At 39.1% G+C, this 19,935-nt stretch carries 13 protein-coding genes and 1 pseudogene; 10 read left to right on the top strand and 4 right to left on the bottom strand.

Annotated elements, in window-relative coordinates:
- Positions 1-117 precede the first annotated feature (117 nt).
- Positions 118-1,221 (bottom strand): aminopeptidase P family protein, encoded by a 1,104-nt coding sequence (locus HZ311_RS02895; RefSeq protein ID WP_178946467.1) that lies wholly within the window; start codon positions 1,219-1,221, stop codon positions 118-120.
- 213 nt (positions 1,222-1,434) lie between these two features.
- Between HZ311_RS02895 and ccpA the strand changes: the two genes are divergently transcribed.
- Entirely contained in the window at positions 1,435-2,436 is a 1,002-nt protein-coding gene (gene ccpA / locus HZ311_RS02890; RefSeq protein WP_023520019.1) for a catabolite control protein A, read from the top strand.
- Between the two features lie 225 nt (positions 2,437-2,661).
- Here the strand turns inward: ccpA and HZ311_RS02885 are convergent, their stop codons facing one another.
- On the bottom strand, positions 2,662-5,007 hold the full coding sequence (locus HZ311_RS02885; RefSeq protein WP_178946466.1) for a transglycosylase domain-containing protein: 2,346 nt from the start codon (positions 5,005-5,007) through the stop codon (positions 2,662-2,664).
- 261 nt (positions 5,008-5,268) lie between these two features.
- Between HZ311_RS02885 and HZ311_RS02880 the strand changes: the two genes are divergently transcribed.
- Positions 5,269-6,168 (top strand): deoxyribonuclease IV, encoded by a 900-nt coding sequence (locus HZ311_RS02880; RefSeq protein WP_023520017.1) that lies wholly within the window; start codon positions 5,269-5,271, stop codon positions 6,166-6,168.
- Positions 6,169-6,370: 202 nt separating this feature from the next.
- Here HZ311_RS02880 and HZ311_RS02875 read toward each other — a convergent pair whose 3' ends face one another.
- Positions 6,371-7,666, bottom strand: coding sequence for an ISL3-like element ISEfa11 family transposase (locus HZ311_RS02875; RefSeq protein WP_010734358.1), 1,296 nt, complete (start codon positions 7,664-7,666; stop codon positions 6,371-6,373).
- Positions 7,667-8,016: 350 nt separating this feature from the next.
- Here HZ311_RS02875 and HZ311_RS02870 point away from each other — a divergent pair, with 350 nt between their 5' ends.
- The 3 genes and pseudogenes from HZ311_RS02870 (at position 8,017) to HZ311_RS02860 (ending at position 10,768) form a co-directional block, all read left to right on the top strand.
- The gene (locus HZ311_RS02870) at positions 8,017-8,436 is read left to right on the top strand and encodes a MerR family transcriptional regulator (RefSeq protein ID WP_010734939.1); all 420 of its coding nucleotides are present in this window, start codon (positions 8,017-8,019) and stop codon (positions 8,434-8,436) included.
- 73 nt (positions 8,437-8,509) lie between these two features.
- Positions 8,510-9,376 (top strand): aldo/keto reductase, encoded by an 867-nt coding sequence (locus HZ311_RS02865; RefSeq protein ID WP_023520016.1) that lies wholly within the window; start codon positions 8,510-8,512, stop codon positions 9,374-9,376.
- Between the two features lie 94 nt (positions 9,377-9,470).
- Positions 9,471-10,768: pseudogene (locus HZ311_RS02860) on the top strand (MFS transporter).
- A gap of 83 nt (positions 10,769-10,851) precedes the next feature.
- On the opposite strand, the gene HZ311_RS02855 reads toward HZ311_RS02860, so the two are convergent.
- The gene (locus HZ311_RS02855; RefSeq protein ID WP_023520012.1) at positions 10,852-12,414 is read right to left on the bottom strand and encodes an Nramp family divalent metal transporter; all 1,563 of its coding nucleotides are present in this window, start codon (positions 12,412-12,414) and stop codon (positions 10,852-10,854) included.
- 244 nt (positions 12,415-12,658) lie between these two features.
- Between HZ311_RS02855 and HZ311_RS02850 the strand changes: the two genes are divergently transcribed.
- The 5 genes from HZ311_RS02850 (at position 12,659) to HZ311_RS02830 (ending at position 19,907) form a co-directional block, all read left to right on the top strand.
- Positions 12,659-12,883, top strand: a complete 225-nt coding sequence (locus tag HZ311_RS02850) for a YneF family protein (RefSeq protein ID WP_010734944.1) — start codon at positions 12,659-12,661, stop codon at positions 12,881-12,883.
- Between the two features lie 214 nt (positions 12,884-13,097).
- A complete protein-coding gene (locus HZ311_RS02845) occupies positions 13,098-14,849 on the top strand; it encodes an ABC transporter ATP-binding protein (RefSeq protein ID WP_023520011.1) in 1,752 nt (583 codons plus the stop codon).
- Complete coding sequence (locus tag HZ311_RS02840) at positions 14,849-16,627, top strand: ABC transporter ATP-binding protein (RefSeq protein ID WP_010734946.1); 1,779 nt, start codon at positions 14,849-14,851, stop codon at positions 16,625-16,627. Before HZ311_RS02845 ends, HZ311_RS02840 begins: the two co-directional genes overlap by 1 nt.
- A gap of 445 nt (positions 16,628-17,072) precedes the next feature.
- Complete coding sequence (gene licT / locus HZ311_RS02835) at positions 17,073-17,918, top strand: BglG family transcription antiterminator LicT (protein ID WP_023520009.1); 846 nt, start codon at positions 17,073-17,075, stop codon at positions 17,916-17,918.
- A gap of 102 nt (positions 17,919-18,020) precedes the next feature.
- Positions 18,021-19,907, top strand: a complete 1,887-nt coding sequence (locus HZ311_RS02830) for a beta-glucoside-specific PTS transporter subunit IIABC (RefSeq protein WP_023520008.1) — start codon at positions 18,021-18,023, stop codon at positions 19,905-19,907.
- Positions 19,908-19,935: the final 28 nt, after the last annotated feature.

Raw genomic sequence — 19,935 nt, 5'->3', positions numbered from 1 at the left:
GATGAACGGTGTTCAAGAAGCTGACCTTCAACATTAAGCTGAGAAATCAAAAAATATGGAAAGCTATTTTCTGATTTCCCCTCTTACTGCTCAGGTCAAAACGCTTCTTTCACAACCTTACTCCACTACTAATAATTCTTTTGGTGTTGTTGTAAATGGGATGCAACCGTCACTTGTGACATAGACGCAATCTTCGATTCTTACGCCTACTTGATCAGGGATATAAATACCTGGTTCTAATGAGAAGCACATGCCTTCTTCGATCACTAGATCATTGCCTGCCACTAATGAGGGATATTCATGAACAGTTGTACCAATACCATGACCTAGACGATGATTGAAGTATTCGCCGTAGCCGTAGCTTTCAATGACGTTACGTGCGACTTGATCAAGTTCAGCGGCTGTGACGCCTGGACGAACAGCTTCTTGAGCTGCTAATTGGGCTTCAAGCGTGATTTGGTAGATTTTCTCTTGAAATTCTGTCGGTTTTTGGAAGGCAACTGTTCGTGTCGCATCACTACAATAGCCATCCCATACGACGCCTAGATCGAACAAGACAAGTTCATTTGGTTGGATCGTAGTACTTCCAGGTGTTCCATGAGGGCTTGCTGCATTTGTCCCCGCTAAAACTAGCGTGTCAAAAGACATTTGAGATACCCCTTGTTTTTTTAGTTGATATTCGATTTCAGCAATAATCGCTTGTTCCGTTACGCCTTCTTTGATGGAGCGAAAACCAATTTCAAAAGCTACATCTGCCCATTTTCCTGCCGCAATCAATTGCTCTTTTTCTTTTTTTGTTTTGATCAATTGCAGACGTTGGATGACCGGAGTCAGGTCAGCAAATCGGACGCTGCTTGTCATTTGTAGCGATAATGCGTCAAAGCGATCAACCGTCAATGCATTTTTTTCGATCCCGATCGTTTTTATTTGTGGATAACGGGTGCGGATCTCTTGCCCGATCAATAGCCAAGGATCTTCACTATCAAGATAACCACGGACATCATAGGCCCAAGGACTATTTTGTGCATCTTCTACTTCTAAGGCTGGTGTAAACAAGAAAGGATCTTGGTCAAGTGGAAGAAATAGAGCTAGTACACGTTCGTGGGGTTCACTTTCATAACCAGCAAAATAGGCGATATGACATGGATCACTGATATAAGCAAGGTCGATTTCTTTTTGAGCCATCCATTGGCGTAATTCATTGATTTTTTCAAGATTCATTTGGACATCCTTCTTTCGCATTTATGGCATGTTTCGATAATTCATTGTACCACTCTTGTAAAAAAAGACCAATTGACTAAAAGTGAAAAAGGTGATTTTTTTCATGAAAACGCTAGTAAAACGGTTGCAATTTCTGTCAATCTTTGATATCCTGTTTTAGAAATGTAAATCGTATTTTCAGAAAAGATATAAAAACAGAATAGGAGAACAACGATGGAAAAACAAACTATCACTATTTATGACGTAGCGAGAGAGGCAAATGTTTCTATGGCTACTGTTTCACGTGTTGTCAATGGGAATCCAAATGTAAAACCAGCTACAAGAAAAAAAGTATTGGAAGTCATTGACCGCTTAGATTATCGCCCAAATGCTGTAGCTCGTGGTCTTGCAAGTAAAAAAACAACGACGGTTGGGGTCATCATCCCAGATGTCAGCAATATGTTCTTTGCTTCATTAGCACGTGGGATCGATGATGTGGCAACGATGTACAAATATAATATCATTTTGGCAAATTCAGACGGAAATGACCAAAAAGAAGTCAACGTACTGAACAATCTTTTAGCCAAACAAGTTGACGGTGTGATTTTCATGGGGCATCATATCACAGATGAAATCCGTGGCGAATTCTCACGTTCAAAAACTCCAGTTGTTTTAGCTGGTTCGATCGATCCAGACGAACAAGTAGGAAGTGTCAATATCGACTATACTTCAGCGACAAAAGATGCAGTAACTAAATTAGCTAAAAACGGCAATAAAAAAATTGCCTTTGTAAGTGGTGCATTGATTGACCCGATCAATGGCCAAAACCGTTTGAAAGGCTACAAAGAAGCGTTGAAAGAAAACGGACTGACTTATAGTGAAGGTTTGATCTTTGAATCAAGCTATAATTTTAGAGATGGCTTGTCATTAGTAGAACGTATCCACAATAGTGGAGCAACTGCTGTTTATGTAACGGATGATGAACTAGCAATCGGTATTTTAGATGGCTTGATTGACCGTGGTGTCAAAGTACCAGAAGAATTTGAGATCATCACAAGCAACAATTCTTTATTGACTGAAGTTGCTCGCCCACGCTTGACAAGTATTACGCAACCATTATATGACTTAGGTGCGGTATCAATGCGTCTATTGACAAAAATGATGAACAAAGAAGAAGTAGAAGAAAAAACAATCATCTTACCTTATGGAATTGAAGAAAAAGGTTCAACGAAATAAATCGATTGAGATAAACATCAAGCGATTGATCAAATAAAACGATAACTAAAAGTAGCTGAAATGACAAAGAATAGTCGTTTCAGCTACTTTTTTATGGAAATAACAGGGGCAAAGCTTCACCAAAGATAAGTAAAAACGAAAAAAAAATGAGCCGGATCTTGATATCATTTATCAAGATCTGACTCATTTTTTTTTGAGAAAGAGTAGTGGACTCAGATTGTTTCGTTAATCGTCGTCTTTGTCATCCTCTTTGTTCTGTGGATTTTCACGTTCGAATGTTCCGACAGTATTCCAGTAATCTTTGTAATTTTCATCCGTTCCACCTACACCAAATTTGAAGGTGCTTTTCTCAGGACCATTTTTTGCCCAAAGTGACTCGACAGTTTTGCTAGGTGTATTGATCGATCTTCGGTCAACGGTCACTTTTCCAGGTAATTGTCCTGTGAAGGCAGAAACGTCTTCTTTCTTCACATCAGAAGCAAGTGTGAATTTCTGATCGGTACCAAAAATCGTTGGGTTTACTTGATACACTTGATTGATTAAATTCGCTAAATATTTGGATGAACGCAATCTTGCTTGGGCATCCATTCCGGTATTATCATCGTGTCCTGCCCAACTACTGATCGTGACAGAGGGTGTGGAGACAACTAACCATGAATCTCGGTAATCATTCGTTGAACCAGTTTTACCGATCCAGTCCGCTTGACCTAAGCTGCCATTGAGACTAGTGATATCATCTTTGAATGGTGTGGTGATCTTTTCATTGATAACGCTACGCAACATATCATTGACGATCGAAGCTGCGGCTTCGGAAAAGACGCGCACTGGTTTAACTTCGTGTTGATAAATGACATTCCCCTCGTTGTCAGTGATTGCATCAATGATATACGCTTGCTGGAATTCGCCATTATTTGCTAATGCCTGGAAGCCATTGGTTTGTTGAAGAGTGGTGACATCGACTGTTCCCAGTGGTGCCGATTCAACGCCCCAGTTGGCATTTGCGGGATAGTTCATTTTTGATAGATACGTTTCGTAGGCGTATTGTTTTGAGCCGCCATTGTTCAAAACATCTTGATATAAATGGTAAGCAGGGATATTGTTCGACCATTCCAATGATTCACGAACCGTTTGGAAGGTATTTGATCCTTTATTCGTCGCATTGACGATGTCTTCTCCCGCATTTGAGCCTTCTTGCCAAGTAGTTGCATAGTCAGAAACACGTGATTCTGAACCAACTAAGCCCATATCGATCGCTGGACCATAAACCAACATCGGCTTGATCGATGACCCGGCTTGTCTTTGAGTATCAAAGGCATGATTATTTTGGTTCAGCGCATAATTACGACCACCGACAAATCCATAAACTCGACCGGTTTTATTATCCATCAGAACGTTACCAGTCTCAACAGGTGTGCCTTTTCCGTCATCAAGTAAGTAACCATAATTGGCAACACCTGCTTGCATCGCATCATAGATGCCTTTATCGATCGTTGAATGAATCGTGTACCCTTGATTTTGGATCGTTTGTTCTGCACGTTGATAGTAGGCATTGTAGACGTCTGTATCGGATAGATCTGCGTTATCTTTTTCTCCCAATTGTCTAGCAATGATATCGGTCGCGGCATTCATGACCGTGTAATATAAGAAGTCACGGTCAGTTTGTTCTGCCACTTGTTGACCTAAGAAATCTTTTGTTAAGTCATAGGCTTTTGCTTCTTCATATTGCTCTTTTGTGATTTGGTGTTCACGGTACATGCTAAATAGCACGATGTCTTTTCTTTCTAAGCCGGCAGTAAGGTCTTCTTTCAATCCACCTGTATTGGTATAAGGGCTATAAGTGATCGGACTTTGTGGTAAACCTGCGATAAATGCCGCTTGTGGTAAGGTTAAATCGCTCGCATTGACTCCGAAGATCCCTTGCGCAGCTTCTTGGGCACCGGCAATATTTTGGCCTTTATTGTTTCTTCCGAAAGGTGAAACATTCAAATAAGTGGAGATGATTTCGTCTTTTGTAAAATGTTTCTCGACTTGAGCAGCCAATAAGATCTCATTTGCTTTACGTTTAAAGGTTGTTTCATCGGTCAAAATCTGTTGCTTGACTAACTGCTGGGTCAGTGTTGATCCTCCAGATGAGCCGATCCCGGTTGCTTCAGAGAAAAGTGCTCGGATCACCGCTTTAGGAACATAGCCTTTATGTTCTTCAAAATATTCATCCTCTGTGCTGATGATCGCAGATTTTAAATAAGGCGACATTTGATCTGAAGGGACGGTTGTCCGCATCAAATCAGTTTGGATCGTCGAGATCTCTGTATTATCGGCATAAACAAGTTTTGATGTTTCGGTTATATTGCCTAACTCAGATTGTAACTCAGATTTGGAAGGTAGCTTTGTATCTTCAACTAGATACGCAAAATAGCCGGCACCGACTCCCACACCTAATGCAGCGAATAGAATGATAAGAACCATGATAAAAACGGTTAATGATTGAAAAACGCGAAAAATGACCTTAGGAACAAACCACTTTTCTTTTGTTCGTCGTGCTTGTTTTCTTCGTGTATTATTACGTGGCAAAGGTTTCACCTCAACTAATGGTTTTATTTCGCTAATTATAGCAAATAATAGAACAAAAAAACAGACATGGCTTTTTTTGTGTCTTATTTGACCTTTGGTTTTGAGAAAACATTAAAAATTCTTCTAGTTATTTTGTATCTGCTCGGATCATTGGACAGATTTCAAACTTTTCTTTCAAATTCGTTTCAGTTAAGATAAAAGGAGAGTGAACAAATCCATTCACTGAGTGACTAGCCGAGAGGGCTTTATAGGAGGAGTAAGATGTTATTAGGTTCACATGTCAGTATGAGCGGTAAAAAGATGTTACTAGGTGCAGCAGAAGAAGCAGCCAGCTATGGTGCTTCTACTTTTATGATCTATACAGGCGCACCACAAAATACCCGTAGAAAACCAATTGAAGAAATGAATATTGAAGCTGGAAAACAATATATGGAAGAAAATGGATTGAAGAATATAGTGGTCCATGCACCGTATATCATTAATTTAGGAAATACAACGAAACCAGAGATGTTTCCTTTTGCTGTACAGTTTTTAAGAGAAGAAATCGTTCGAGCGGAAGCATTAGGAGCAACTCAGATCACATTGCATCCAGGCGCACATGTCGGTGCTGGAGCAGAGGCAGGGATTGCAAGGATCATTGAAGGGCTAAATGAAGTCTTGACGAAAGAACAGACCGCACAAATCGCCTTAGAGACAATGGCAGGAAAAGGTACAGAGATCGGCAGAACGTTCGAAGAGTTGGCACAGATCATTGATGGAGTGACATTGAATGAAAAGCTATCAGTCACCTTTGACACGTGCCACACGAATGATGCCGGCTATGATGTAGCGAATGATTTTTATGGCGTCATTGAAACGTTTGATAAAGTGATTGGTTTAGATCGCTTAAAAGTACTACACGTCAATGATTCAAAAAATCCACAAGGTTCACATAAAGACCGCCACGCCAATATCGGCTTTGGTACGATCGGTTTTGATGCATTGAATAAAATCGTCCATGAACCAATGTTCAAAGATGTTTCAAAGATTCTTGAAACACCATATGTCGGAAAAGATAAAAAATTAGCTTATGCCCCTTATGGGAAAGAAATCGCGATGTTCAAAGCTGAAACCTTCAACCCAGAAGTATTCCCAGAATTATTAGCAGATGTAGAAGGCTAAGTAAGTCATATTCTTTATTAAATAAATTGATTTTTAGGATCGAATGACATGAGGTCGGGACAGAAGTGTTCAGCCTCGAGAAATAAGGCACCATCCACGAAAATTGTTCTTCAAATTTTTGGCTCTTTGTCAATAAGGACTGATGAGTTGTGCAAAATCAAATCTGGGTCAGAATGAACCTCATTCTGGCTCAGATTTTTTGTTATCTTACTTTGATTAATTGATTGATCAAAAAGATTCTAATTCTCATGTTCTCGAATGATTTAAATCCGTAGGATACTCGTTTCATTGTCTTTATGTGGGTATTCTTCGCTTCTATTTTTCCATTGGAATAAGGATAGATCATTGCGTTGGTGATGCCTTCTTCATAGGTCAGAAGGTTTTGAAGCTTTTCCCGAAAGCTGTCATCCAACGTTTCGGGAAGTTCTGCTAATAAGGAGAAAAATAAGTCAGGGTCTTTGTCTCGAAAGGCTTCAACTAATTCATGAAAAAAGGGATACGCCTCCTTTAGGGGCGTAGAAAACTCAAGCAATCGATCAATCATCATTGCTTCAGTAAGAAATGGGTATTTTGGTGCTCGGAAACTTTTCCATGTTTTGTATTCATAATGGTTGATGTTTGCACGATTTTTTAGCAAAAAGCGCCAGTTCTTTTTCAGTTTTTCTGCCTGGCTTTTCTGTCCTGCTTTACGAAGTTCATTCATTTCACGGATACGCAACTCATTGAACGCTTGATTCATGTGTTTGACAATATGAAACCGATCAATCACTATTTTCGCATTTGGCAGAACACGTTTGGTGAGCTGGAAGTAGGCGGCGTTCATGTCTGTCACCAAGAATTCTACTTCTTCTGGATTGGTACACTTTAAGAAATAGCTTGTTAATCGAGGTAATTTACGCGTAGGCAAAACATCTATTAATTTTCCTGTTTCGCCATCTGCGCAAATAAAGCTCATTTTATCTTCTATGGAAGCATGCGAACGAAATTCATCAACCATCAATACTCTTGGGAGAATCTTCTTAGATTGCTTTGGTAAATAGCTTTTAAACTCTTTCAATGTACGAATAACAGTGGTCAAAGATACCTGACAGCTTTTCGCAATAAAAGATAAAGATACTTTTTCAGTCAGTAAAGAAGCAATTTTATATCTAACATGATTTGCGATTGAATGTCTGGATTGGACAAAATAACTTTGAGCAGTCCAATGGGTTCGGCAGTTTTTACAGGTATAGCGCTGCTTTTTTAGGCGCATAACCAAAGGCATATGATTGTATTGTTCAAAACGGACAATCGTTTCTTTTTTTCCATTTTTCACTATAATTGCTTTCCCGTTTCCATCTACCACAGTAGAACCACAACTTCTACAAGCACGAGGAGTAGGCGAGAGAACAGCATCGACGACCAACGTCTTTTTCTTCTGAAGGGTCTCGTAAGAGACCTCTGTAATCATCAAATCTTTCTCTATTATTCTCAGCATTTTTTTGATAGAATCATTCATATAGCATATCGTCCTCTCAGTTGTTTATTTTGTGGTGATTTAATCATACTAGAGAACGATATGTTTTTTAATACCTAAAATGAAAATGGGACTGAAGAATCAATTCTGATTCATCAGTCCCATAAATTATAGAGCCAAATTTTTGTGGATGGTGCCTTATTTTTTGAAGAAGTTGCTTCTCTTCTCGTTGTTAACTTGATTTTAAATTAAAAAGATAAGGTTATGTTTATTTTGAAAGAAACGGATGATAAAAGAAAACCAATCAAATAAAGAAAATTTGTTGATTATCATTTGCCTTGGAGTTGACTTTAGGGTTTATGATAACCTATATAAAAGTGGAGGGTGATGGAATGAATATAAAAAAAGCAGCTGACATGTTTGATTTGAGTGTGGATACACTCCGTTACTATGAACGTGTAGGAGTCATCCCGCCGGTTAGTCGTAATGAGAGTGGGTATCGGGATTACACAACAAATGACCTAAATTGGATTTATTTAGCAAAAAATTTACGTAACGCGGGTTTGTCTGTAGAATCTCTCATTGAATTTGCTCACTTGGCTCAATTACGCGAAGCACAAAACGTGGAAAAAGCGCAAAAGCAGATTTTAGTTGATCAGTTAGAAGAACTAGATAGAAAACTAGAGGAGATGCAGGAAGTGAGAGAATTGCTGGTTTATAAGATCGAAACGTATGATGAACATATTGCGAAGTTCAAGGCTGGGGAAATGACTCCAGATAAAGTCGAAAAATTATGGGAACGAAAAAAGTAAAAATTTTTTCTTGCTATGGATCTAACTTCAAGGTTTAGGATAGAAAAGGTAAAGAAGAAAAGGAGGAAATAACATGAACACAATAAAATTGAACAATGGTGTAGAGATGCCTCAACTAGGATTTGGGGTTTATCAAATTCCACTAGAAGAAACAGCAGAAGCGGTTTATCAAGCCATTAATGCAGGATATCGTTTGATCGACACAGCATTTATTTACGGAAATGAAAAAGAAACTGGTGAAGGAATCCGACGTGCGATCGCCGAAGGAATTGTAAAGCGTGATGAACTTTTTGTCACTTCTAAATTATTTATTCTACAAACTCCAGAAGAAAAAGCAACTGAAACGATCGAACATTCTCTGGAGGCAATGGGGTTAGAGTATCTTGATTTATATCTAATTCATCAACCCTATGGAGATATCTATGGCGCATGGCGTGCAATGGTTGCTGCTCAAAAAGCAGAGAAATTACGTGCAATTGGGATTTCCAATTTCAAATCGGCTAAAATGATCGAATTTGTTGGTTTGAATGATGTGAAACCTCAAATCAATCAAATAGAAGTAAATCCTTGGAACCAACGTGTAGAAGATCAAGAATGGCATGAAAAATATGGCGTACAAATCGAAGCTTGGGCACCATTTGCTGAAGGTCGTCACGAGTTGTTCACAAATCCTGAATTAGCAGAAATCGGTAAAAAATATGATAAAACAGTCGGACAAGTTGTTCTTCGTTGGTTGATGCAAAGAGGGATCGTTGCTCTAGCAAAATCTGTTCGACCAGAGAGAATGGCTGAAAATATTGATATCTTTGATTTTGAACTTTCGAATGAAGATGTTGAAAAAATAGCCGCTTTAGATATGAAAGAGTCTGCCTTCTTTGACCATGATGCACCACAACAAGTGGAATGGTTTATGGAGAGAATGTTGGCTACAGAAGAATGATAGAAAACTATTGATCTGTGAAAAGGATAAAAGTTTAAAAGAATCGAATGTGAAAGGACGAAATAATAAAAGCAATAGAAAGAAGTTAGGAAATTTGAAGAGAGAAAAATTTGGTGTCATTTTACCAATTACTTTATTATCCTATTTTTTGATTTTAATGGATAATTCTATTATTTTTACAAGTTCTATGAAGATAGGAGAAAGTTTAGGTTTATCTGCAAGAGCACTTTCATGGGTATCAAGTGCATATACGCTTACTTTTGGTGGTTTTTTACTATTAAGTGGTCGCCTTTCTGATTTATTCGGAAGAAAAAAGATTTTTTTAGTTGGTTTATTTATTTTGGGATAAGTTCACTGCTTATTGGATTATCACAAACAGCAGGAACGTTGATCATGATGCGTGGTGTCCAAGGAGTAGGTAGTTCCATTATTGCTCCGACATCTTTAGCACTGCTCATGGATGCTTATCAAAATAATATGAGGCAACGTGCGATCTCTTATTATGGAGCAACGGCGGGAATTGGTTCAAGTATTGGTTTGTTAGTTGGTGGGGGACTGACTAGCTTGATTTCTTGGCGCGCTGGTTTCTTAATAAATGTGCCATTTACTCTTTTGTTAGTGGTTTTAACATTGAAATATGTGAGACCTTCGGAACGTCGAAGGGAACGTATTGATTATTTAGGAAGTTTATTATCGATCCTCGGATTGATAGGAATCATCTACGGTCTTACTGAAGGAAAAAACAACTTTTTATTCATAGGTATCATGTTTTTAGGTTTGTTTATTTTATGGGAGCGAAGGACTTCTTCGCCAATGCTTCCCCTCGAACTTTTTAAAAATAAGATACGTTCTGGTGCCTATGCTACTCGTCTCTTATTTATGATGGCGATGCTGCCATTTTGGTTCTTTTTACCTCAAATGATGCAAAGTCAATATGGATTCTCAGCGTTACAATCAGGATTTGCTTTTCTACCACTAACGATAGTTCATTTTATTATTGCGATGCAGTTGCCGAGAATGACTGCACGATTTGGAAATAATAGGATATTGTTTGTTGGAGAAATAATACTAGTAATAGGGTTGATTTTACTGGCGGTTTCGAACCCGTTTAATGGTTATTGGCAAACGATCTTTGTTCCTATGATGATCCTTGGATTAGGACAAGGAATGATTTTAGCGCCAGTGACATCTGCTGGTATCCATGAAGCACCTGACGAATTAGCAGGTATCGCAAGTGGTTTGACGAATACCATGCACCAAATTGGTGGACCAATTGGTTTGTCATTGATTGTCTCGACTACTACTAATTTTCAAACTGAGATCTGGTGGATGGTTGCTTTTACAATCATAGCTATTGCCGTGGTAGCTATTTATCTTCATGATGAAAAATAGAACTTTCTAATTTAGTAACCACAAAAAAGAAGCATAGGTCAAAACCTATGCTTCTTTTTTTCCTGCTTAGAGGGGGGAATGGCTCACGACAACTCTTGTAAACGTTGTTCATAGCGTTTATTTCCCTTGTAAAGATCAACGATCGTCCAAGCGAGTAAGGCGAGAACTGCAACGATGATGATGTAAGCGATCCGATCAGCAAGGGCGATTGACGCAGTAGAAGCTTGATCGCCGAAGAAAGCTTCGATTTGTCCAGGGAGTCCGCGCAAGTTTAAATACGTCAAACTGATGACAGAAAACCAACCAAGTATTTTGACGATCAGTGAATTTTTGAAACGGGCGCCCATTTCTGCTTGGCTGTTGGTCATCATCAATAAAGGAATCATTGAAAAAGGTAAGGCAAAAGCTAAGAATACTTGGGACTCATTCATTAGATTATTAAGTGCTGTATGTTCTTCGATCGTGCCTTTGGAGCTAGTGAACAAGACACAAAGTAGTACTGGAATGACGGACAATAGTCGAGTGACTAAACGGCGTAACCAGATCGGCATGCGCATATGGATAAAGCCTTCCATAATGACTTGTCCAGTCAATGTACCGGTAATCGTTGAATTTTGACCAGAAGCAAGCAGTGCTACTGCAAATAAGGTTGATAAAATGCCTGATTTAGCTACGGCGATCAAGACGCCGTTACTCATCGCAGATGGATCGGAAAGTGCTTCATATAAACCAAAGAAAGAGGGATCTTGAACTGCACCAGTTTTAAAGACGGCAACCCCCATGATCAATAGAAGTGCATTGACAACGAAAGCCATCGTTAATTGAATATTGGAATCCCATGTTGAGAAACGAACCGCTCTTGCAATATCTTCTGGATCTTTTCGATCGATCTCGCGGGTTTGGGAAACAGCAGAGTGCAAATAGAGATTGTGAGGCATCACAGTTGCACCAATGATCCCTAAAGCTCCAGTCAATGGGGTCTCTCCACCGATTTTTGGTTCTTCAGCAAATGTTTGGCTATTAGGAATAAAGCCTTTGAAGAGACTGCTCCAATCAGGGTTTGAAAGCGCCACTTGGTAGACAAAGACAAATAGGATAACGAAAATCAAACAGACGACTAACGCTTCGATTTTACGAAAACCGATCTTTGTCAAAAGAAGCAAGACAAAGACATCCAAGACGGTAATAAAGACAGCAATTGCCAAAGGAATATCAAATAATAAATATAAAGCGATCGCTGCACCAATGACTTCAGCGATATCTGTCGCCATGATCGCTAATTCGGTCAAGATCCAAAGAATGACCCCTAGCGTTTTACTCGTACGAGCACGAATCGCCTGTGCCAGATCCATTTGGCTGACGATCCCAAGTTTGGCCGCCATATATTGTAGTAACATAGCAATCAAGCTGGACATCAGAATAACTGACATCAATAAGTATTGGAAATTTTGGCCACCGGTGATCGATGTTGACCAATTACCTGGGTCCATATAGCCGACTGCTACGAGTGCACCAGGTCCGGAATAGGCAAGTAAGGTGCGGAAGAAACTTTTTCCTTTTGGTACTTTAACCGTACCGTTTACTTCTGAAAGGGATAACCCATTAGTGTGTTCAATCCATTTATGTTTATTCTCGTGATTATTCAAATGAAAACCACCCTTCTATTTCTTTTCGAATTCATTCTACACCCAGAGACGAAAAAATAAAAGAAAAAAATTCGGCTAACCTAAAAATTAAATGTGGCTCACTTTCTAAATAGGTATTTTTGTATAATCATGAAATAAAAATGACTTTTTTTACATATTCTTAAGAAAACGCCTTTCTTTTTTTTGTAAGTTTTAGTAAAATGAATCATTGAGAGCAATTAGGAAAAGGAAAGGAGAGATTTACATGGTATCAAACGGAATCGTTGTACTTATTGCAGTTATTGCATTGTTAATCGGCGCAGTCGGTGGATTCTTTCTTGCGCGTAAATATATGAAAGATTACTTAGAAAAAAATCCTCCCGTTAATGAGGAAATGTTAAGATCAATGATGATGTCTATGGGGCAAAAACCATCTGAAAAGAAAATTCGTCAGATGATGCAACAGATGAAGAACCAAGGGAAGAAGTAGGTTCTTATTCGACAACATCAAAAAGCGGGCTGATTGATTTCAGCTCGCTTTTTTCTTTTTCTCCATTTGAGAAAAGCGCATTCATGCCGATCAATCATTATTTTTTATAAATTGTATGACGATCATATTTTTTCGATTGTGATCAACGATATCTGAGGATGCAATTCAACCTCGGAAATAAATGAAATTTTTAGGAGTTAGAAGGAGGAAGTATATGTCGATTTTCAGAAAATTGGGTTGGTTTTTTAAACAAGAGAAAAAGCACTATTTGATTGGCGTATTTTCTTTGTTCGCGGTGGCAATAGTGCAGTTGATCCCACCTAAAGTCATCGGGATCATTATCGATGAAATCGCCGATCAAAATATCTCGATGCAAATCATTGCATTGTGGATAGGTGTATTGATCATTGCAGCTTTTTTGCAATATCTTTTTCGCTATATTTGGCGAATGAACATTTGGGGCAGTGCAGCTAGACTTGAAAAAGAATTACGCCAGCGTCTATTTGCTCATTTTACGCGAATGGATAGTTTGTTCTATCAAAAATACCGGACGGGTGATTTGATGGCTCATGCAACGAATGATTTGAACGCGATTCAAAATGTAGCTGGTGCAGGAATTTTAACATTTGCAGATTCAGTGATCACTGGAGGAACGACGATCATTGCGATGGTTCTATTCGTTGATTGGCGGTTAACGTTGATTGCATTGATCCCATTGCCATTATTAGCGGTTACTTCAAGGATCTTAGGCTCAAAATTACATGATGCGTTTCGTGACTCACAAGAAGCCTTTTCAAGTATCAACGATAAAACGCAAGAAAGTATCACAGGTATCAAAGTCATCAAAACATTTGGTCAAGAAAAACAAGACTTGGAAGATTTCCAAGAAAAGATCGATGATGCCATTGAGAAAAATAAGCGAGTAAACTTTTTAGATGCGCTTTTTGATCCATTCATCACATTGATCATTGGCTTGTCATATGTGGCGACAATTATTTTAGGTGGACGTTATGTCTTGGATGGTACGATCTCAATTGGACAGATGGTTTCCTTTATCAGTTATATCGGTATGCTTGTCTGGCCGATGTTTGCGATTGGACGTCTGTTCAATGTACTAGAGAGAGGGAATGCTTCGTATGATCGTGTCAATGAACTATTGCATGAGAAAACACATATCGTCGAAAAAGTAGGAGCAGAAATGACACCAGCAAAAGGTGAGTTGAATGTGGCAATCACACAATTTACCTATCCAGACGATGAACAGCCAGCATTAGAACACATCAAATTTGCGATCAATGAAGGTGATACGTTAGGTATCGTTGGTAAAACAGGTGCCGGTAAGACGACGATCATCAAATTATTGATGCGTGAGTATGACCATTATCAAGGAGAAATCAAATTTGGCGGACGAACGATCAGAGACTACTCACTAGATGCCTGGTTGCGCTCGATTGGTTATGTGCCACAAGATCATTTCTTGTTTTCGATGACGATCCTAGATAATATTCGCTTCTCCAATCCACAGAAATCACCAGAAGAAGTGGAAGAAGCAGCGGAATTGGCGTATATCAACACAGAAATCAAAGGACTGCCAGAAGGGTACCAGACAATGGTCGGTGAACGTGGAGTCTCCCTTTCTGGTGGACAGAAGCAACGGTTGTCGATTGCTCGTGCATTGATCCAAAGTCCCGAATTATTGATTTTGGATGACGCATTATCCGCTGTTGATGCTAAGACAGAAGAAGCAATCTTACGTAACCTTAAAGCAGAACGGAAAAACAAAACCACGATCATTGCGGCCCATCGTTTAAGTAGTGTCATGCACGCCAATGAAATCATCGTCATCGATCATGGTCGGATCATTGAACGTGGCACACATCAAGAGTTGTTAGCTCTTGGCGGTTGGTACGAACAAATGTGGCAGAAACAACAATTAGAAGCAAAAATTGAAGGAGGTGGCGAATAATGGAAGATCAATATCAGTCGGAATGGTCAAAATCCATGACCTATAAAGAACAAGCTTCGATCATTAAACGGTTGATGCAATTTGCTAAACCCTTTCGCTCGACATTCATCATTGCGATTTTATTTGCTTTAGTATTATCAGTCATCAATGTGCTATTGCCAAGGATCATCCAAACATTCATGGATGAGCATCTAGCGAAGCAGTCAGCAACGACACAAGTCATCCTTTTCTTTGCAGGGCTTTATCTATTTGGGGTCATTGTCAAAAGTATCATCTGGTTTTTCCAATGGTATCTATATTCGATGGCGTCATTGAAGACCTACCAACATATCCGTGTAAAGTTGTTTGAGAAACTTCATACACTAGGAATGCGGTACTTTGACCAAACGCCAGCTGGATCGACTGTTTCTCGTGTGACTAATGACACAGAAACACTGTTTGAATTTTGGTATGTCTTTCTGATGGTTTTAACAGGAATTTTTGCCGTGATTTCTTCATTTATTGCGATGTTTCAAATCAATCAAAAAATCGCGCTATGGTGTCTGATCTTTTTACCGATTTTAGGAGTAGTGATTTGGTATTATCAAAAATTCAGTTCAAGGATCTATCGAAATATGCGTGAGCGCTTGAGTCAATTGAACACAAAATTAAATGAATCGATTTCTGGGATGCGGATCATCCAACAATTTCGTCAAGAATCGCGTTTAGCAAAAGAATTTGAGGAAGTCAATGAAGAGTATCTAGCGACTCGCTATGCCATGATCAAGACAAATTCGATTCTTTTGAGTCCAATCATCAGTTTTTTATATGCTTTAGCAGTTGCCTTGACTTTGACGTTGTTCGGACTCGACGCGTTACATTCACCAGTTGAAGTCGGTTTGATCTTTGCCTTCACCACCTATGTTCAAGGATTCTTTAATCCGATGTCGCAAATGATGGACTTCTTGAGTGTCTTTACGGACGGAACAGTCGCAGGAAGTCGTATCTTGAAAATCATGGATACGGAAGAATATGCACCACAGCAAAAGGAATCAGCGGATCGGACGATCACTGCTGGAAAAATCGAATTTCGTAATGTCAGTTTCTCTTATGATGGAAAAAACAATGTATTGAACAATATTTCATTTGTTGCTAATCCAGGAGAAACTGTCGCATTAGTCGGACATACAGGAAGTGGGAAAAGTTCGATCATCAATGTGTTGATGCGTTTTTATGAGTTTTACGAAGGGCAGATCTTGATTGATGACCATGACATTCGTGAATATCCGATCGCTGAATTACGCAATAAAATGGGTCTAGTATTACAGGATGCGTTCTTATTTTATGGGGATATCGCTGGAAACATCCGAATGATGAATCCAGAGATCACAGACGAACAAATACGTGAAGCCGCTGAGTTTGTCCAAGCGAATCAGTTCATTGAAGACTTACCGAAAGGGTATCATTCAAAAGTGATTGAAAGAGGGGCGAGCTATTCAAGTGGGCAACGCCAATTGATCACGTTTGCCAGAACGATTGTAACGGATCCTAAAATCTTAGTTCTGGATGAAGCAACGGCGAATATCGACACAGAAACAGAAGTGTTGATCCAAGAAGGACTTGCGAAGATGCGTCAAGGTCGGACAACGATTGCTATCGCCCATCGTCTGTCAACGATCCGTGATGCAGAGTTGATCCTCGTATTAGATAAAGGACATATCGTGGAGCGCGGGAATCATGAAACACTTTTAGCGGAAGAAGGGCTATACGCAGATATGTACAAATTACAAAGTGAGTAACAGGGAAGAATAAAGGCATCTGTTTTTGAAACACTTGTATCGTAAGCCGTGATAAAAATAGTTAGCCTCAACTCATAAGTCTTGAATCCCCAAAAACATGCCAACTTTTGGGGATCAAGGCTTTTTTTTATGACTTGATTGATAGCGGTGTGATTCAAATCAAAAAAGTCAATCGGCTATTCTTACTGTCTAGTTAATGGCTGTTCTGGGGGAGTGGTAGTTTCCATGTTAACGTGAAAGAATTTTTTTTAGAAATATAGGAATAATACAAAAGAAAGCGTTGACATTTTAAAATTGTTTCGCTACTATGAAGAAAAGAACATACTGTTGGATAGTGATTGCATCACGCAAGCTAAACCTAATCAGTCACCATGAAACGATTCCATGGCTGACTTTTTGGGTTTTTTTGTTTTTTTAGGAGTGACAATCATAGAAAGGGGATATTATGCGGATTGAAAAAATTCTAAATAATAATGTCGTTGTCACAAGGGACAAATTAAATCGAGAAATGATCGTTATGGGAAAAGGATTAGCATTCAAAAAAAAGATTGGTGATGCTATTTTAGAAGCGGGTGTGGATAAAGAATTTCATTTGACAGATGATCGACTGTCGAGACATTTTCAAAAATTAGCGGAGGATATCCCGATGGAATACCTCGAACTCTCCTACGAGATCATTGAGTATACGAAAGAAAAGTTAGATGTGACATTGAATGAATCCATTTATATTTCATTGACCGATCATTTATACAATGCGATCAAACGTTATAAAACCGGCGTTGGATTACCTAATGTTTTATTATATGATATCAAGCAATTATTTCCGAGAGAATACCAAATAGGTAAAAAAACGATTGAAAAAGTCCATCATAAATATGGATTTGATTTATCCGAAAATGAAGCTGGATTCATTGCCCTTCATTTAGTCAATGCACAATCAGAACAAGATAGTATGAACAATATGTACCAGTTTACGAAAACCATTCAAGATATTTTGAATATCGTTCGCTATTATTATCAAACACCCTTTGATGAAGAATCGCTTTATTTTTTCCGATTTGTCACGCATCTTCGTTTTTTTCTTAGCCGTGTGATGAACACGTCCCTTACCCAAGAAGGTGAGGTCGAGGAGGAATTGATCCAGATGATCCAGCGAAAATACCAAACGGCTTCTGGCTGCGTGGACAAAATCGCTTTATTCTTACAGGAAACATTTAATTATCATATGTCAGACGATGAAATTGTCTACTTAACGATCCATCTGGCTCGTTTGGCAGATAATAATCATTAAAAAAATCACTAAAAGGAGGGCCGTGGATTCAACGAATGAGTACCAAAGGATAGTGACATTGAGTTGGCTAAACCTTCAATCAAACAATTGGAGGAAAAGAACATGGGAAAATACCAAGATTTAGCAAAAGAAATCGTGAAATATGTTGGAGGAAAAGAAAATATCAGTAGTTTGACGCACTGTGTGACTCGCTTGCGTTTTCGGTTAAAAGACGAAAGTAAAGCAGATGACGAGACATTGAAGAATATGGATGGTGTCGTGACCGTCATGAAAAGCGGTGGGCAATACCAAGTAGTCATTGGTAATCATGTACCAGACGTATATGCAGATGTATTAAGTGTAGCAGGGATTTCAGAAGATGCGGAATTAGCCCCTGCGAAAGGCAATATATTTAATCGTTTGATCGATATTTTAAGTGGTTGTTTCCAACCCTTCTTAGGAGCTTTAGCAGCTGCCGGGATGGTCAAAGGATTGAATGCATTATTTATCTTTTTAGGATTTTATGAGCAGACTTCCGGAACTTATATCATGTTAAATGGGATCGGTGATTCGATCTTTTATTTCATGCCAGTTATTCTAGGGTATACAGCAGCTAAAAAATTCAAATTGAATCCAATGGTCGGCATCGTCATCGGTGCAGCCCTTGTCTATCCGACCGTGCAAGGTCCCGCATTACAAAGTAGTTTTGAAGCAGCCAATCAAGGTGCTGCAGCGCCGCTTAGCCTTTTAGGATTACCTGCATATGAAAGTTTCTTGGGTATTCCCTGGGTAGGAGCTTCTTATACATCAAGTGTCATTCCTGTCATCTTTATCATTGCTTTTGCCGGACAAGTCCAAAAATTTGCGAAGAAGATCGTTCCAACAGTTGTCCAAACATTTGTTGTTCCTTTTATGGTCTTATTGATTGCTCTACCGATCGGCTTTTTGGTGATTGGCCCAATCGTTAGCTTGTTAACAGAGTGGTTGAGTGCAGGTTTCCAAGCATTGATGGATTTTTCACCAGCATTATATGGTGGGGTTCTAGGCTTCTTCTGGCAAGTATTAGTTATCTTCGGTCTACATTGGAGTATCATTCCTTTGGCGATCATGCAGTTGGCACAAAATGGCTCAAGTCAAATGCTTGTAGGTGTTTTTGGGGCAAGTTTTGCACAAACCGCCGTGGTATTAGCAATGTACTTCAAGTTTAAAGACAAGAAAATGAAAGCCTTATGTATGCCTGCCTTTATCTCAGGAATCTTTGGTGTGACAGAACCAGCCATCTATGGAATCACTCTACCTAAAAAGACCCCGTTCATTTATTCAATGATTGGTGGGGCAATCTCTGGTATCTATTTGATGATGAGTGGTACGACAAGTTATACAATGGGTGGATTGGGCATCTTCGGAGTGGTCAACTTCATTAGTGGTAGCGATGCAAGTGGCATGTACAATGCCTTTATCGGTATCGCAATTGCAGTAACAATCGGTTTTACTTCGACTTTCTTGTTCTGGAAAGATACCGAAGAAGTAGTGTCTGAGAAAAAAGAAAGTAAAATCAAAGAAATCGTCAAAACACCGATCCAAGGTGGTATTGCATCTTTAAGCGAAGCAAAAGACCAAGCATTTGCTAAAGGCGCGTTAGGACGAGGAATCTTGATCTATCCAGAAAAAGGGGAAGTCGTTTCACCATTCGATGGGACAGTGATGACGTTATTTCCTTCAAAACATGCGATCGGTTTAGTTTCTGAAAGTGGATTAGAACTGTTGATCCATGTTGGGTTAGACACTGTACAATTGGAAGGGAAACATTTTGAGTCTTTTGTGAAACAAGGGGATAAAGTGAAACAAGGAGACGTCTTATTGCGATTTGATATCAATGCGATCGAAAGTGAAGGCTATAGTGTAGAAACCCCTGTCATCATTACCAATTCAGCAGATTACCTCGATATCGTCGAGAATCAATCGAAGATCGTGACGAATGGGGATGAGTTGATCACAGCGTTGACTTGATGAGTTCAAAGCCCTTTAGATCAAGGTT

The organism is Enterococcus mundtii, assembly GCF_013394305.1.
GTDB classification, from domain to species: Bacteria; Bacillota; Bacilli; order Lactobacillales; family Enterococcaceae; genus Enterococcus_B; species Enterococcus_B pernyi.
The sequence above is the reverse complement of the archived record's forward strand: the minus strand, read 5'-3'. Positions and strand labels throughout refer to the sequence as shown.